The organism is Ruegeria sp. N8 (assembly GCF_056531325.1).
Window position 1 is genome coordinate 91,975 of the sequence record NZ_JBQFLQ010000001.1, and the last position, 15,785, is coordinate 107,759.

The 15,785-nt window shown below is 57.0% G+C and carries 18 protein-coding genes and 1 other RNA gene; 15 read left to right on the plus strand and 4 right to left on the minus strand.

Annotation, left to right across the window (positions count from 1 at the left end):
• Positions 1–59: 59 nt before the first annotated feature.
• The 4 genes from ACR0C5_RS00475 to ACR0C5_RS00490 all read right to left on the minus strand — a co-directional run bounded on the left by ACR0C5_RS00475 (position 60) and on the right by ACR0C5_RS00490 (position 2,063).
• Positions 60–491, minus strand: a complete 432-nt coding sequence (locus ACR0C5_RS00475; protein WP_170769690.1) for an ester cyclase — start codon at positions 489–491, stop codon at positions 60–62.
• A gap of 83 nt (positions 492–574) precedes the next feature.
• Positions 575–922: a transfer-messenger RNA gene (gene ssrA, locus ACR0C5_RS00480) on the minus strand.
• A gap of 36 nt (positions 923–958) precedes the next feature.
• A complete protein-coding gene (locus ACR0C5_RS00485; RefSeq protein ID WP_170791000.1) occupies positions 959–1,321 on the minus strand; it encodes a DUF4345 family protein in 363 nt (120 codons plus the stop codon).
• 10 nt (positions 1,322–1,331) lie between these two features.
• Positions 1,332–2,063 (minus strand): FadR/GntR family transcriptional regulator, encoded by a 732-nt coding sequence (locus tag ACR0C5_RS00490; RefSeq protein WP_170790999.1) that lies wholly within the window; start codon positions 2,061–2,063, stop codon positions 1,332–1,334.
• 86 nt (positions 2,064–2,149) lie between these two features.
• On the opposite strand from ACR0C5_RS00490, the gene ACR0C5_RS00495 reads away from it, so the two are divergent.
• From ACR0C5_RS00495 to lpxA, 15 genes are all read left to right on the plus strand, one after another.
• Positions 2,150–2,941: a DUF2182 domain-containing protein gene (locus ACR0C5_RS00495; RefSeq protein ID WP_480873746.1), complete on the plus strand. Its 792-nt coding sequence runs from the start codon at positions 2,150–2,152 to the stop codon at positions 2,939–2,941.
• Positions 2,942–2,945: 4 nt separating this feature from the next.
• Positions 2,946–3,650, plus strand: a complete 705-nt coding sequence (locus ACR0C5_RS00500) for a DUF1326 domain-containing protein (RefSeq protein ID WP_170769693.1) — start codon at positions 2,946–2,948, stop codon at positions 3,648–3,650.
• Positions 3,650–4,156 (plus strand): DinB family protein, encoded by a 507-nt coding sequence (locus ACR0C5_RS00505; protein WP_480873749.1) that lies wholly within the window; start codon positions 3,650–3,652, stop codon positions 4,154–4,156. The genes ACR0C5_RS00500 and ACR0C5_RS00505 overlap by 1 nt, the downstream gene beginning before the upstream one ends.
• A complete protein-coding gene (locus ACR0C5_RS00510) occupies positions 4,157–5,260 on the plus strand; it encodes a dimethylsulfoniopropionate demethylase (RefSeq protein ID WP_170769695.1) in 1,104 nt (367 codons plus the stop codon).
• A gap of 102 nt (positions 5,261–5,362) precedes the next feature.
• Complete coding sequence (gene acuI, locus ACR0C5_RS00515) at positions 5,363–6,358, plus strand: acryloyl-CoA reductase (RefSeq protein ID WP_480873751.1); 996 nt, start codon at positions 5,363–5,365, stop codon at positions 6,356–6,358.
• A gap of 185 nt (positions 6,359–6,543) precedes the next feature.
• Positions 6,544–7,107, plus strand: coding sequence for a ribosome recycling factor (gene frr / locus ACR0C5_RS00520; RefSeq protein WP_170769697.1), 564 nt, complete (start codon positions 6,544–6,546; stop codon positions 7,105–7,107).
• An 8-nt stretch (positions 7,108–7,115) separates the two neighbouring features.
• Positions 7,116–7,847, plus strand: a complete 732-nt coding sequence (locus tag ACR0C5_RS00525) for an isoprenyl transferase (protein WP_170790992.1) — start codon at positions 7,116–7,118, stop codon at positions 7,845–7,847.
• The gene (locus tag ACR0C5_RS00530) at positions 7,844–8,626 is read left to right on the plus strand and encodes a phosphatidate cytidylyltransferase (protein ID WP_480873755.1); all 783 of its coding nucleotides are present in this window, start codon (positions 7,844–7,846) and stop codon (positions 8,624–8,626) included. The genes ACR0C5_RS00525 and ACR0C5_RS00530 overlap by 4 nt, the downstream gene beginning before the upstream one ends.
• Positions 8,626–9,798 (plus strand): 1-deoxy-D-xylulose-5-phosphate reductoisomerase, encoded by a 1,173-nt coding sequence (dxr, locus tag ACR0C5_RS00535; RefSeq protein ID WP_480873758.1) that lies wholly within the window; start codon positions 8,626–8,628, stop codon positions 9,796–9,798. The genes ACR0C5_RS00530 and dxr overlap by 1 nt, the downstream gene beginning before the upstream one ends.
• A gap of 4 nt (positions 9,799–9,802) precedes the next feature.
• Complete coding sequence (gene rseP, locus ACR0C5_RS00540) at positions 9,803–11,155, plus strand: RIP metalloprotease RseP (RefSeq protein WP_480873760.1); 1,353 nt, start codon at positions 9,803–9,805, stop codon at positions 11,153–11,155.
• Between the two features lie 89 nt (positions 11,156–11,244).
• On the plus strand, positions 11,245–11,373 hold the full coding sequence (locus ACR0C5_RS00545) for a hypothetical protein (protein WP_269149762.1): 129 nt from the start codon (positions 11,245–11,247) through the stop codon (positions 11,371–11,373).
• Positions 11,374–11,500: 127 nt separating this feature from the next.
• Complete coding sequence (gene bamA / locus ACR0C5_RS00550) at positions 11,501–13,861, plus strand: outer membrane protein assembly factor BamA (protein WP_170769702.1); 2,361 nt, start codon at positions 11,501–11,503, stop codon at positions 13,859–13,861.
• Between the two features lie 10 nt (positions 13,862–13,871).
• Positions 13,872–14,453 (plus strand): OmpH family outer membrane protein, encoded by a 582-nt coding sequence (locus ACR0C5_RS00555; protein WP_237218056.1) that lies wholly within the window; start codon positions 13,872–13,874, stop codon positions 14,451–14,453.
• A 72-nt stretch (positions 14,454–14,525) separates the two neighbouring features.
• Positions 14,526–14,999, plus strand: a complete 474-nt coding sequence (fabZ, locus tag ACR0C5_RS00560; protein WP_170769704.1) for a 3-hydroxyacyl-ACP dehydratase FabZ — start codon at positions 14,526–14,528, stop codon at positions 14,997–14,999.
• Positions 14,996–15,781: an acyl-ACP--UDP-N-acetylglucosamine O-acyltransferase gene (lpxA, locus tag ACR0C5_RS00565; RefSeq protein ID WP_170786696.1), complete on the plus strand. Its 786-nt coding sequence runs from the start codon at positions 14,996–14,998 to the stop codon at positions 15,779–15,781. The genes fabZ and lpxA overlap by 4 nt, the downstream gene beginning before the upstream one ends.
• Positions 15,782–15,785: the final 4 nt, after the last annotated feature.

Consider the following 15,785-nt stretch of genomic DNA (forward strand, 5'->3'; position numbering starts at 1 on the left):
CCTGACCCTCTGCCCGTTGCTAACGCGCATCAGACAAACGGGTCAAGCGCCCTGCAAAACTATACCCAATCCAACCGCTGCCCGGTCATGCAAACAGGCAATGTATCCTTTGGGAACTGTCCTAATTGCTCGAAAAGCGAGATGAAGTCGAATTGGTTATATGCCTCAACCATTTTGTCGCCGCGAAAGCGCGCCACGACCTGACCCGTCACCTCAACCGGGGCACCATTGTCAGCCCGAGAGGTTTGAACGTGCAAAATACTGGACACCCAATCGCCGTTCTCGATGGTCTTACGTACATCAATTGAGATTTCTCCCAAGATATGGCGAAAAGCCATGACTAAATCACGAAAGTCGTCGGCACCGACCTGCATCTCGGGGATCAACCCCTCAGCCGCTGTATCAGGCGTGAAATACCGATCAATCGCATCGGTGTTGCCGTTTTCCCAAACCTCGGAATACCACTCACGTAGGATCTCTGCATGTGACATCTCAGCTCTCCTGTCTTGCTGGAACAAAGATGAACAAAAGGAGTGAACAAACTCTGAACACTGAAGATAATATGAGGTGGAGAAATGCAGGTTTCTGTTGCCAGGTACCTGCGAACCCCGCCTTACGCGGCTAGGCGCAAGGGCTTAAGTTTCGGTCTTGTTACTGCTTACGCAGCAACTGCAACCGGAGCACGATTGTCGTTTGCAATTGTACTAGTTTCGCCGATAACGGTGGCAGACAGCCGAGACAAAGCTAACCCCTTTAGACGTTCGTCGATCCTATTTCGGCCCCGAAATCCTCAAACGAAGGATGATTGGTGGAGCCGCCGGGTACCGCCCCCGGGTCCGATCCGCTTATTACGAGCGCGTTTATGTCCATAGTCCCGAGGGACACATCTTATATAGGTGAGGGTCGTCGGGGATGCAATTGCTCAGTTTTAGAGCGTGCATTACATGATTACAGTTGCTTACGGTGCTTTATTCAAGTTCGCCACTATCAACCACAGGGCAAGTACCGCTTCGATTCCGCCAAAAGTCAGAGCCTTGACCAAAGGCGGATTGTCCAGAATGACCGACAAGAACCGCCCCAATGCTGCGCCTGCATAGACCACGCCCAACATTGCGTAGGCCATTGGCGCATTCAGCCATAGGACCGCAATACCCGTCACAACAAACAATCCGCCAACCGAGGCACGCATTTCGCTCAGCCCCATGGTGCTGTTGGTCGGGGCCAGATCCAGCGCGTTGGCGGTATAAGCCGGAGCCAGAAAGCCGAACAATCCAAAGCCGATTGTCAGCACGGCCGCAGTGATATTCAGGACGGATACCATCAGATCCTCTCTAGGCTGGTTTGCGTCGTTGTTCCGCGACATCATGGGCCAGTTTTCGTGTGTATTTTTCAAGCTTTACGAGGCTCTCATCAACCACGTCTGCATCGCCGTTTTCCAGGCCGTCGGCAATCTGAGTGTGCAGCGAAATGATTTCCTCGCGGGACCGGGCGGTGAAGGTGATCATGTTCATCAGTGGCTGCATCGCTTCGACCGCACCCGCCAACTGGTAGGACAACACAGGGTTTCCTGCGCCGTCGACCAGCGCACGGTGGAAGGCCACATCTGACGCGCAGAAAGCTTCATCCGTCAGGCCAGGCTGCGCTTGGCGAAAGATCTCGGCCCGCATGGTGGCCAGTTGATCGGCCGTCCGACGCTGTGCCGACAATCGGGCGCAGGCGCGTTCCAAGGCATAGCGCGCCTCGCAGGCCGTGTCGAAACTGACCGTGTTCATGGACAACAACAGTGTCGACGTAGTGATTTGTTGGGAATAGGCGTCCTCAAAGCTCAACCGATTGACAAAAGCACCGCCGGTCGCACCCCGTTGCGTGCGGATTAGAGACTGCGCAGCCAGCCGCTTCAAGGCCTCGCGCACCGTCGGGCGCGACACCTGAAATTGGTCGGCCAACTCTGCCTCGGACGGCAAACGCTCATCAACGATCAACTGGCCCGAGACGATGGCATCGCGGATCGCCTGCGCAATCTGCGCGGACAGGTCGGCGGGCTTCTGAGGATCGATTTTCATATTCCGGCACCTGTTGGTACGTTTTTATTTGTCTGACATTTAAAAGTCTGACATTTGAATTGCAAGGACTGAGTCGGGAGGGACAAGTGAGTCGCGCAGTTCTCCGCAATGGATTTTGGCTGGGGTTTTACGCTCTGATCCTGTGGGCGTGGTGGATGATGTTCACCATGAGCCGCGCAATGGACCTGGACTGGATCGGCCGTCCGGGTCCGATGGGACAGGCCATGGCCGCGATGGATCCGCGGATGGACATGTATATGCCGATGGCCGAGTTCGGGCCCTTGTTCTGGATGTGGGCAATCATGATGGCTGCGATGATGCTGCCGACATTGGTTCCGACCCTGCGCAGCTATGACGATCTGATCCGCAGCGCCAATGGCACGCGGGCAGGGTGGCTGGGCGTGCTGTCCGGTTACTTCGCTGTTTGGGTCGGGTTTGCAGCACTTATCACGGCTGTTCAACTGGCGCTGTTGTTCGGTGGCGTGGTTGACATGCTGGGCATCCCCAAATCGACGTTCTTATCCGGCGCTTTGATGATCGCAGTGGGCGCATTTCAATTCACCCGAGCTAAAGAGGTCTGCCATGGCGTCTGCCATGCGCCAATGAGTTATTTTCTGGGCCATTGGAAAACCGGATTTACTGGCGGACTGCGGATGGGGCTTGGACTTGGCGCATTCTGCGTCGGCTGTTGCTGGGGGTTCATGGCGCTTGGTTTTGTTGGTGGCGTCATGAGCTTGTTGTGGATGGGTCTTGCGACTTTCTTCATGGTTCTCGAAAAACTGCCTCAGGTCGGGCACGCGATCACGCGTCCGCTGGGGTTTGCTTTGATTGCGGGCGGCGCTCTGCTGCTCATCTATCCCTTTGCTTACGGAGGATAAGCTGATGGCTAAAAACAGAAAAACAGATTCGGACCGCTTGCCGATCAGTCAACGAATCGACAGCCGTATGCCCAACCCCAAACGGCGCGAGATGAGCCCGACCAACTGGGCCATCAAAGGTGAACTGATCCTGAATTGTTCCTGTGACGTGTTCTGCCCCTGTGTGGTCTCGCTGGGCGCGCATCCTCCGACTGAGGGGCACTGCCATGCCTGGATGGGCGTGATCATCGACGAAGGTCATTTCGAGGGCGAGGACCTGTCGGGACTGAATGTGGGTCTTCTGGTCGACATTCCAGGCCGAATGGGCGAAGGACAGTGGAAAGTCGCGGCTTATGTCGATGAACGCGCCAGCGGCAAGGCCTATAACGGTTTGCTGCAAATCTTCAGCGGGCAGGCGGGCGGCACCACCGGGCTGTTCACCATGCTGGTCAGTGAGATCATCGGGGCAGAGCGCGCTCCGGTCGTCATCGAACGCGACGGCACCAAGCGGCGTATCGTGATCGGCCGAAAAATTCAGGGCGAAATTGAAATGATGGCGGGCAAGGATCCGGATCACCCAGTGATGGTCTCGAACTCGAAATACTGGATGGGTCCGGATATCATCGTGGCGCGTGGCACCAAATCCAAGGTGCGGGACTATGGCCGGGTGTGGGATTTTGGTGGTAAATCGGCCGAGATTTGCCCAATCGACTGGCATGGACCCAAGTGATGATCACCACGGCTTATGCGCAGGAGATGGCGCGCTATAATCGCTGGCAGAACAGTCAGTTGAAAGAGTTCTTTAGCGCACTCACCACCGAGGAATTGAACCGTGAGCGCGGAGCGTTTTTTGGGTCGATTCTTGGGACTGCCAATCATCTGCTTTGGGGTGACTGGATATGGATGTCACGTTTCGACGGAGGCGAAGGACCCGACGGTGGCATTCCGGAAAGCACAGCGATCTGTGCTGATGTCGATGAGTGGGTGGTGTTGCGTGACGTTGTTGATACCCGGATAGAAGGTTGGGTCGCCAGCCTGAAGGATGAGGCGTTGTCAGGGCCCTTCACATGGTTTTCAGCGGCAAAACAAGCCGATGTCACGAAGCCCTACGCGCAATGTGTAATGCATTTCTTCAACCATCAGACACACCACCGGGGTCAAATTCATAAAATGTTGACCGAGACCGGATCGGCAGCGCCGGTCAGCGATCTGGTCTTCTTACCACAGGAGGGATGAATGGCTCAGGTTTCGTTTTCACGTCGGTTGCGCCGGACCCCTTTCTCTGAGGGTGTCGAGGCGGCGGGGGTCAAGGCCTACACAGTCTATAACCGGATGTTGCTACCCACCGTTTTCGAGTCGGTAGAGGCCGACTACCGACACCTCAAGGAACATGTGCAGGTGTGGGATGTATCGTGCGAACGTCAGGTCGAGTTGCGCGGCCCGGATGCAGCGCGTTTGATGCAGATGCTGACCCCACGTGATCTGCGCGGCATGTTGCCAGGTCAGTGTTTCTATGTGCCCATCGTGGACGAAACCGGCGGGATGCTGAACGACCCGGTGGCCGTGAAGCTTTCCGAGGACCGTTGGTGGATTTCGATTGCCGATAGCGACCTATTGTTGTGGGTAAAGGGTATCGCCAATGGCTATCGGTTGGATGTTCTGGTGGATGAACCGGACGTGTCCCCTCTAGCCGTGCAGGGTCCCAAAGCCGATGAGCTGATGTCGCGTGTATTCGGCGACCGCGTGCGCGATATCCGGTTTTTCAAGTTCGACATGTTCGCGTTCGAAGGCCGCGACTTGGCCGTTGCACGCTCGGGCTATTCCAAGCAGGGCGGGTTTGAGATCTATGTCGAGGGCTCAGATATCGGTATGCCGCTGTGGAACGCGCTGTTTGCGGCGGGGGAGGATTTGAATGTGCGGGCGGGATGCCCGAACCTGATCGAGAGGATCGAAGGTGGTTTGCTGTCTTATGGCAACGATATGACCGACGACAACACGCCGCATGAATGTGGGCTGGGCAAGTTCTGTAATACGCACACAGCAATTGGATGTATCGGTCGGGATGCGCTGTTGCGCGTGGCCAAGGAAGGGCCGGTTCAGCAAATCCGGCCGATTGCGATTGACGGCGCGGCGGTACCGCCCTGCGATCGGCCTTGGCCAGTCTATGTTGATGGGAGACGGGTGGGGCAGGTGACGTCTGCTGCTTGGTCTCCGGATTTTGGCACCAATGTTTCCATCGGGATGTTGCGGTTGAGCCATTGGGATGCCGGCACTCAGGTAGAGGTTGAAACACCTGATGGGATGCGTAGCGCAATCGTACAGGCGCATTTTTGGACTTAGGCGTGGTTGGGGCTCTGCCCCCGTCGCTGCGCGACTCCCCCGGGATATTTTTTGCCAGGTGAAGGACGGGGCCTGGCACCATGAGATGAAAGGAACGTTCAGATGTTTAATGCGTTGGTGATGGAGAGAGACGACGAGAGCGGTCTGGCCAGCCCCGTGGTCAAACAGCTGTCAACCGATGACCTGCCTACGGGTGAGGTTACAGTTGCGGTCGAGTATTCGACGGTCAATTACAAAGATGGTCTTTGCATGTCGCCCAAAGGTGGCGGTCTGGTGCGCAGCTACCCGCATGTGCCGGGCATTGATTATGCTGGTACGGTCGAGGCGTCCGCGGATGATCGTTACAAGCCCGGCGACAAGGTTGTGCTAACTGGCTGGCGTGTGGGCGAGGCCCATTGGGGTGGTTATAGTCAGAAGGCCAACGCAAGAGCCGACTGGCTGGTACCGCTGCCCGATGGGTTGGACACGCGTCAGGCGATGGCTGTAGGAACCGCTGGGTTTACCGCCATGCTGGCCGTCATGGCGCTTGAGGATCACGGCCTCAAGCCTGGCAACGGGCCGGTGCTTGTAACCGGTGCTGCGGGCGGTGTTGGTTCGGTTGCGACAGCGATTCTGGCAAACTTGGGCTACGAGGTCGCAGCAGTGACGGGCCGGGCCGAAGCAGGCGATTACCTCAAATCTTTGGGGGCTGCGACCATTGTTCCTCGTGATGAGTTGAACGAGACGACCAAGCGTCCGCTGGAAAGCGAGACATGGGCAGGCTGTGTCGATGCCGTTGGTGGTGACATGCTGGCGCGTGTTCTGGGGCAGATGAAATACGGTGCGTCGATCTCGGCCGTTGGTTTGGCAGGTGGCGCCGGACTTCCGGCAACCGTCATTCCGTTCCTGCTGCGTGGTGTAAACCTGTTGGGGATCGATAGCGTGATGCAGCCCTACGAAAACCGCGTTCGGGCGTGGAAACGCGTTGGGACCGATCTGCCCATGGACAAGTTGGAGGCCATGGTTCACCCGGCCACACTGAGTGATCTGCCACAATTGGGCGCTGATATCCTTAAGGGGCACGTCAAAGGCCGGGTGGTTGTGGACGTAAACGCCTGAACCCATGTCAGAACACCGCACCGGTCCGGCGCCGCCCGGGCCGGTTCCTGCGCCCTTGAACGACCGTGAAAATGCCGCAAACAGCTCTGGTCATTGGCGCAATTCCGGATCATCATCGCTATACATCCCAATTGTGATGGCTTATGAGCCATCCCAACAGCACCTGAAGACGGGGAGTGAGCAGAATGGCTGACGATTTCGAACTGGATACCGATGATCTGAAGCGCCGCATGGAAGGCGCGATGTCCAACCTCAGAACCGAATTCGCATCGTTGCGGACCGGGCGGGCTTCGGCCTCGATGCTGGAGCCGGTGATGGTTGATGCCTATGGTTCGATGACGCCCATCAATCAGGTTGGCACGGTCAATGTACCCGAGCCGCGTATGGTGACGGTCAATGTCTGGGACAAAGGTCTGGTCGGCAAGGTCGAAAAAGCCATTCGCGAAAGTGGGTTGGGGATCAATCCGCAACTAAACGGGACGATCATCATGCTGCCGATTCCGGAGCTGAACGAAGAACGTCGCCGCGAGCTGGGCAAAGTCGCCGGTCAGTATGCTGAACATGCGCGCGTCTCGATTCGTAACGTGCGTCGGGATGGGATGGACCAGATCAAAAAGGCCAAGGCAGACGGGATGTCCGAGGACGATCAGAAGTTCTGGGAAAGCGAAGTTCAGGACCTGACCGATCAGATGATCAAAACCGTGGATGCCGCGCTTGAGACCAAGCAGGCCGAGATCATGCAGGTCTGAGACCGGATATGCCTGACACCCCACAGACGGCGCCTCAGGATGGGCCTCGGCATGTTGCGATCATCATGGATGGCAACGGTCGCTGGGCTCAGGCGCGTGGACGGCCGCGCCTGTTTGGCCATCAGGCCGGTGCGCGGCGCGTGCGGGATGTGGTCGAGGCCTGCCCGGGGCTTGGCATCAAGTATCTGACTGTCTTTGCCTTCTCGACCGAGAACTGGAAGCGGACACAGGCCGAAGTGGCCGGGCTGATGAGCTTGTTCCGGCGCTACATCATTAAGGAAACAGCGAACCTGACAAAAAACGGGGTTCGGGTTCGGTTCATTGGCGATCGGGTGCGTCTGGACGCTAAGCTGATCGACCTGATGGACACGCTGGAAAATGCCACCAAGGATAACGATCTGGTGCATCTGACCATTGCCATAAACTATGGCGGTCGGGACGAGGTTGCGCGTGCCACCAAGCGGCTGGCGCGTGACGTGGCCGAAGGACGGTTGCGACCCGAGGATGTGGATGAGGAAACCCTACCCAAGTATCTGGACACGCACGTTCTTCCCGATCCTGATCTGGTGATCCGAACCAGCGGTGAGGCGCGAATTTCGAATTTTCTTTTGTGGCAATCGGCATATTCGGAATATGAATTCATTGACACGCTCTGGCCGGATTTCACTGCTGATGAACTGGCGCGGTTGTGCCAGAATTTCGGGTCTCGCGAACGTCGGTTTGGGGCTGTCCCAGCATGAGCGACGGCCGATGGTCTGATCTGACAGCGCGGGTTCTGTCGGCTGTGGTGCTTGTGGCCGTCGGCTCGGTTGAGGTTTGGCTGGGCGGGCTGTGGTTCGAAGCCTTCATCGCTATCGCCTGCGGCCTGATGACCTGGGAGTTGGTTCGGATGATCGACCCGGACCGGAGTGGGGTCGCTATCCAGCTTGCAGTGTTGACCGGGGTTGCTGTTGTCCTTAGCTATCATCTTCCGCCGCTTTATAAATTGCCGTTCCTGCTGGCTCCGGCACTGGTTGGGGCGGGGCAGGTAAGTCGGGCCAAGGGTACGTATCTGCTGTTTGCAGCGTGGATTGCGGCGGCGGGGCTCGGGTTTATCTCTATACGTGAAAACATGGGGTTTGGCTGGATGGTCTGGCTGATCTCGGTAGTTGTGGCGACGGATGTCGCGGGATATTTCGTGGGCAAGGCGCTGGGTGGGCCGAAATTCTGGCCGCGCGTGAGCCCCAAGAAAACATGGTCGGGCACTGCCGGCGGGTGGTTCGCGGCGGCGATCGTCGGCGCGGTTTTTGCGGCTTTCGCAGGGTTCGGATTTTTGTTCGTGTTGGTGTCCGTCGCAGCCTCGATGGCCAGTCAAGCCGGCGACATAGTGGAAAGCGCGACAAAACGGAAGTTTGGCGTCAAGGACAGCTCGAACCTGATCCCGGGCCATGGCGGCTTTCTGGACCGGTTTGACGGGATGATGGGTGCGGCTTTGTTCGTTCTGATTGCTGGGCTGCTATACGCACCGGGACCGATGTGATGCGCAGGGTTTCGATTTTTGGCGCCACCGGGTCGATTGGGCAGAACACGATCGACCTGATCGACCGGAACCCTGATGCGTATGACGTGGTGGCACTGACGGGTGGGGCGAATATCCACAAACTGGCGGAGGATGCCAAACGCCTGCGCGCCAATGTGGCTGTAACTGCCCATCAGGACCGGCTGGAGGATCTGCGGGCTGCTTTGGCGGGTTCTGACGTGCAGGCAGCGGCTGGCTCTATGGCCCTGACCGAAGCGGCCGCGCGGCCAACGGATTGGGTGATGTCGGCCATAGTTGGGGCTGCCGGACTTCCACCGGGGCTAGAAGCTTTGAAGCAGGGCGCGACGCTTGCCCTGGCAAATAAAGAGACTTTGGTCTGCGCTGGTCCCCTGGTCCTTGATACGGCGCGGCAACACAATGCAACCCTTTTGCCGGTTGACAGCGAGCACTCCGCTGTGTTTCAGGCCCTGGCTGGAGAGGATATGAGCGCCGTCGAGCGGATCATCATCACAGCCAGTGGTGGGGCATTCCGCGATTGGCCGTTAGGTGATCTGGCCAACGCAACGGTCGAGCAGGCGTCCAACCATCCGAACTGGAACATGGGTCAACGAATTACTATCGACAGCGCCTCGATGTTCAACAAGGCGTTGGAGGTAATTGAAACCAAGGAATATTTCGGGGTTTCACCTGAGCAGGTTGAGGTTCTGGTTCACCCCGAGTCCATCGTCCACGCGCTAGTCGGGTTCAACGACGGGGCGTTGATGGCACATATGGGTGCGCCCGACATGCGCCACGCCATCGGATACGCGCTACACTGGCCCGCGCGGCAGGACTTGCCGGTCGAACGGCTCAATCTGGCCAAGCTTGGTCAGTTGCGGTTCAGCGAGCCCGACGATGCACGCTATCCTGCGCTGAAACTGGCCCGGCACGTGATGCAACGTGGCGGCTTGTCTGGTGCCGTGTTCAACGCCGCCAAGGAACGCGCGCTGGATCACTTCATCGCGCGTAGGATCGGATTTTTGTCGATGGCCGATTGCGTTGCCGCTGTTTTGGACCGATTTGATGCCCAAAGCAGCCTTATTGATGCCCCTTTGACCCTTGATAACGTGCTGCAAACGGACCATCTGGCACGTAAGTGGGTCGATGAAGCCATAGGCCAAAGAGCAGGATAGAATTTTGGACATACTCTCGCTGATCCCTCAGTTTGGAAACTTGCTGTATACGATTGTGGCTTTTGTCATCGCCTTGTCGGTGATCGTCGCGGTGCATGAGTATGGACACTACATCGTCGGCCGCTGGTCAGGCATCCATGCCGAGGTTTTCTCGATTGGGTTCGGACCCGTGCTGCTGAGCCGCGTGGACAAGCGCGGAACGCGGTGGCAAATCGCTGCGCTGCCTTTTGGCGGCTACGTGCGGTTTCTGGGCGATTCCAATGCGGCATCCGGCAAGGATGAGGCGGCGATGGACGAAATCACCCAGAAAAGCCCCGAAGAACTACGCCGCACCATGCATGGCGCGCCTCTGTGGGCACGCTCGGCAACAGTTGCGGCTGGACCGGTGTTCAATTTCGTCATGTCGATCATCGTTTTTGGCACAATTTTCCTATCGCAAGGCGTGACCAAGGAACCTTTAACAGTCGGCAGCCTGCACCCGCTACCGGGCACCGAACAGCAATTGCGGGAAGGCGATGAGATCTTGTCGATCGCCGGTATTCAGGTGCCCGAATTCGACGAACAGGACGCCTGGACGCAGTTCACCGATGCGCTACCCGTGCAGCCCGTTTTGGACTATACTGTCCTGCGGGACGGCCAGACGCAGGACGTAACCGGCCCTTGGTTGTTCCCGCCTCTGATCCAACAACTTGCCCCACGCAGCGCGGCCTATGACATTGATCTAAAGCCGGGTGACGTAATCACTGCAGTCGATGGCGATCCGATCTTTGCGTTTGAACAACTTAAAGAACATGTCGAAGGTTCGAATGGAAAAGTCCTGTTGCTGAACGTGTGGCGTGATGGGGCTGAGCTGGACTTTGCACTAGCCCCGCGTCGGACGGATGAGCCGCAGCCGGATGGCGGGTACGTCACTCATTGGCGGATCGGCATTGTGGGCGGCATGATGCTGGAACCGGCGACCGAACCGGCCGGCCTGTGGGCCTCTGTGACAGGGGGCACGCGTCAGACCCTGCGTATAATCGACGCGTCCCTGTCGGGCATGTGGCACATGGTGACGGGTGCAATTAGCACGTGCAACATCTCGGGCCCCATCGGAATTGCGGAAACGTCAGGCGCTATGGCCAGTCAGGGCGCGCAAAGTTTCATCTTCTTTATTGCCGTCTTGTCCACAGCAGTCGGGTTGCTGAACCTGTTCCCGATCCCTGCACTGGATGGTGGGCATTTGGTGTTTTACGCTTATGAAGCCGTGACAGGCAGGCCGCCCAGCGACGGCGCGTTGCGGATATTGATGGGGATCGGGGTCTCGTTGATCCTTGGTCTTATGGTATTTTCTGTAACAAACGATCTCTTCTGTTGAATGTGGCCTTAGCCGCGCAGAAAAGCCGTAATTCCGCCGCATTCAATATGTAGGTTTGTGACCAAATCCAAACTGAGTCAGAGGCTACAATGGCAAAGGCGCTGAAAAAATCCTATCGAAGCTTCAGCTTCCTGTTCATGCTGAACTGGGACTCGATCCTGTTCTTTGCGGCGACGGCAATTGCGATGGCAGGCTGGGCCTATTTGATCAGCATGTGATTCTGTGGCACCGAAATTGAAAAGTGTTTGGCGGCCCATTGGGCCGCTTTCTGTTTTGGGCTTTTGACAAGAATAATTAATCCCGTTACTCAGCTTCTAAGTCCTATAATTTTGGGTAGAGAAAAATATGACTGATCGGCGAGGCGCAGGCACATCCTGCGGAGGGCAGACGCTGGCAAACAAGATTTTGTGGCGGGCGCTATCCGTTTTTTCCTTTATTGTTCTGGTGGGTTTAGTTGCCCTGCCACAATCGGCAAAGGCGCAAAGTTTCATCATCAACTCCTTCGAGGTTGAGGGTAACCGGCGGATCGAAACGTCCACGATTATCACTCGAACAGGGATCGAACCGGGGCAGACTGTCACCGCGGGTGAACTGAATGACGCGTTTCAGCGTTTGCTTGACAGTGGTGTTTTTGAAACAGTCGAACTGACGCCGCGCGGCAATACATTGGTGATCGAGGTTCAGGAATATCCAACGATCAACCAGATCAGCGTCGAAGGGAATCGCCGGGTCAAGGATGATGTCTTGCTCGAGGCGATTTCGTCCGAACCCCGTCGTGTCTTTACGCCTCAGGTTGCCGAAGCCGATGCGGATTTGATCGCGCAGATCTATTCGGCGCAGGGCCGGGTGTCAGCGACGGTTATTCCGCGCATTATCCGACGCAGTGACAACCGCGTCGACCTTGTGTTTGAAGTGTCCGAAGGCACCACGATCGAGGTGGAGCGTGTCAGCTTTGTGGGTAACCGCGCCTTCACCGACCGTCGCTTGCGTCGCGTGCTGGAGTCTAAGCAGGCAAACATACTTCGGACTTTCATTCGCAGCGATACGTTCATCGGCGACCGGATTGAGTTCGACAAACAGGTCATTCGGGATTTCTACCTATCCCGTGGCTATGTCGATTTCCGCGTCAACAGCACCAATGTTGAATTCACTCAGGAGCGGGACGCCTTTTTCCTGGTTATGAACATTACCGAGGGGCAGAAATTCTCGTTCGGGAACATCACAACAGTCAGTGAAATCCCAGGGGTGAACGCGGCGGAGTACCAAGCGGCGCTCAAAATCAAACCTGGGGTGACCTACACCCCGTCTTTGGTGGAAAATTCGATCGCCCGGCAAGAGCGGTTGGGCCTTAAACAAGGCGTCGATTTCCTGCGGGTTGAGCCACGAGTGACGCGCAATGCGCGCGAATTGACCCTGGACGTCGAGTTTGTCCTGACCCGTGGTCCGCGCATCTTTGTTGAACGGATCGATATCGAGGGCAACACCACCACGCTTGACCGTGTCATTCGCCGCCAATTCGATACGGTCGAGGGTGATCCGTTCAATCCACGCGAGATCCGTCAGGCCGCTGAGCGAATTCGGGCTCTGGGTTTCTTTGCCAACGCTGAAGTCGAACCGCGCGAAGGCTCAACCCCCAGTCAAGTCATCGTCGATGTGGATGTCGAGGAACAGCCTACTGGCTCGTTGAGCCTCGGCGGTAGCTTCTCGGCCTCGGATGGTTTTGGTATCGCGGTTGGCCTGACCGAGACGAACTTTCTGGGTCGCGGACAAACCCTAGGGCTGAACCTGTCGACGGCGCAGGATTCGGAACAGTATTCGTTGAATTTCACTGAACCTTTCCTGCTGGGACGCCGACTGCAATTCGATGTGGGTCTGGGCCTGGCGACTACAAACTCGAGCTTTGCCAGCTTTGACACCGACAGCCTGTTCTTCCGTCCCCAGCTGAGCTACGCCATCGGTGAACTGTCTTCTCTGCGTCTGCGCTATGAGTGGGATCGCAGTGAGATGACGCAGCAGGACAACGAAGTGAACGGTGTTGTCGTCGCGTCCGAGATTGCGCAGGGCGAACGGACAACGAGCGCTCTTGGTGTCTCGTATGTGTATGACAGCCGTCGTGGTGGCCTGAACCCCAATGCCGGAGTGCTGTTTGAGGTTGGCGTTGATGCCGCAGGTCTGGGTGGTGACAATGAGTTCTTCCAGACGACGGCCCGCGCGATCGCCCAAACTCGCGTCCTGAGCGAAGAGGTGGTTCTGCGTGCCTCTTTCGAACTGGGCGCATTGCACTGGACGGGGGATGATTTCAGCCGCACAGTCGACCGTTTTGTTCTTGGCCCCAGCACATTCCGCGGTTTTGAACCCGCCGGTCTGGGTCCGCGTGACCTGTCGAATGGTCAGGATGACGCCATTGGTGGCAACTATTACTGGGTCGCTCGGTTTGAATCGGACTTTCCTTTGGGCCTGCCCGAAGAACTGGGCCTGCGGGGCGGGGTGTTCTATGATGTCGGCAACCTCTACAATCTGGATGATGTGAACACAGCAGGAGCGGATATCGTGGGCGAGGACGGGTCGGTCCGACACGTTGTTGGTGTTTCCGTGCTTTGGACGACACCCTTTGGTCCGCTGCGCTTCAACTTCTCGAAAGCGATCGTGAAAGAAGATTTTGACCAGGAACAGAACTTTGACCTGACCATTCAGGCACGGTTCTGATCCGTTCATGATGAGCTTCTGGAAGTCGTATCTACAGGGCCCTATCTGGGCCCTGTATTTTATTTTCATCCATGCCTTAGCGCTACCGCTTGAGGCACAGCAACTGGGTGTGCCGGAAACGACCGTGCTGACGATTTCCAGCGACCGTTTGTATTCGGATTCTGCCTTCGGTCAACGCATATTGCGCGAGATTGAGGCTGAAGGAACTTTGCTGGCAGATGAAAACGAGCGCATCGTGGCTGAGTTAAGCCGCGAAGAAAAAGAATTGACCGAAAAGCGGGCTGAAATGCCAGCAGATGAGTTCCGTCCCTTGGCCGAGGCATTCGACAGCAAAGTTCAGTCCCACAGAGATGGCCAACGGGCCAAGTTGGATGCCTTGGCGCGTCGCAGCGATGAGGCGCAACAGTTGTTTTTTGAAATGATCCAGCCGGTTCTCATTGAACTGTTGCGCGACTCTGGCGCGACCGTGATTATTGAACGCTCCAGCGTCTTTCTAAGCTCGGACAGGACGGATGTGACCGAGATCGCGATTGGACGGATCAACGCGGCCATTGGCGATGGTAGCGCCCTTGAAAAGAATGGCGACCAATAGGTTCGCTTGCCCTTGCGGCGCTGTGTTGCTAACCACGCGTCCAAGAGAAATCCATAACGGGACGACCAAAAGATGACCTCGGAAACAAAAAGCGCAGATATTCAGCTGATCCAGCGGATCTTGCCACATCGCTATCCGTTTTTGCTGGTTGATAAAGTTGTCGATATCTCAGGCTATCAATCCGCCGTTGGCATCAAGAATGTCACCATGAACGAGCCCCATTTTCAGGGCCACTTTCCTGGCACCCCAATCATGCCCGGTGTCACCATCGTCGAAGCGATGGCGCAAACCGCAGGTGTGATGCTTGGTGTCGGCATGGACGTGATCGACAGCGAGCTGTTGATCTACTTCATGAATATCGACAAGTGCAAATTCCGCCGCAAGGTCGTACCCGGTGATGTGCTGGAAATGCATGTGGAAACCGTGCGCGGTAAGAAGGGCGGCAAGATCTTCAAATTCGCCGGCCGCGCGACCGTTGATGGCGAAGTTGCGGCCGAGGCCGAATTCTCTGCCTATGTGGACTGGGACATGGAAAAAACGACATGAGCGGCATTCACCCAAGCGCGATCATCGAAGACGGTGCGCAAGTCGGTGAAGGCTGTGTCATCGGGCCGTTTTGCTATGTCGGTTCTCAGGTCAAGCTGGGCGACCGGGTCGAGTTGAAGTCGCATGTTGTGGTCACCGGCGATACGGTGATCGGCGATGAAACCGTCGTTTTCAATTTCTCGGTCATCGGTGAAATCCCACAGGACTTGAAATTCGGTGGCGAAAACACGCGGCTGGAGATAGGCAAACGCAACCGCATTCGCGAGCATGTAACGGTAAACACCGGCACCGAGGGTGGTGGTGGCGTGACCCGGATCGGCGATGACTGTCTTCTGATGGCAGGCGTCCATGTGGCTCATGACGTTCAGATCGGTAATCGTGTGATCATGGTAAACCATGCGGGTGCCGCTGGGCATTGCATCATCGAGGATGACGTGATCGTTGGCGGTATCTCGGGTCTGCACCAATGGGTGCGTGTCGGTCGTGGCGCAATCATCGGTGCTTTGACCATGGTCCCCAATGATGTGATCCCTTATGGCCTTGTTCAGGCTCCGCGCGGGGAACTGGACGGGCTGAATCTGGTCGGCTTGAAACGCAAAGGTGTGTCGCGCGAAGACATCTCGGCCCTGCGGGCGGCGTTCAAGGAACTTTCGACCGGCGACGGTACATTCATGGAGCGCGCCCATCGCGTCGGAGCCAAGAATGAAAGCGAATATGTCCAGCGGATCGTGGACTTCGTAACCGGGCAGACCGACCGCTCTTTCCTGACACCGAGGAAGTAAGCCC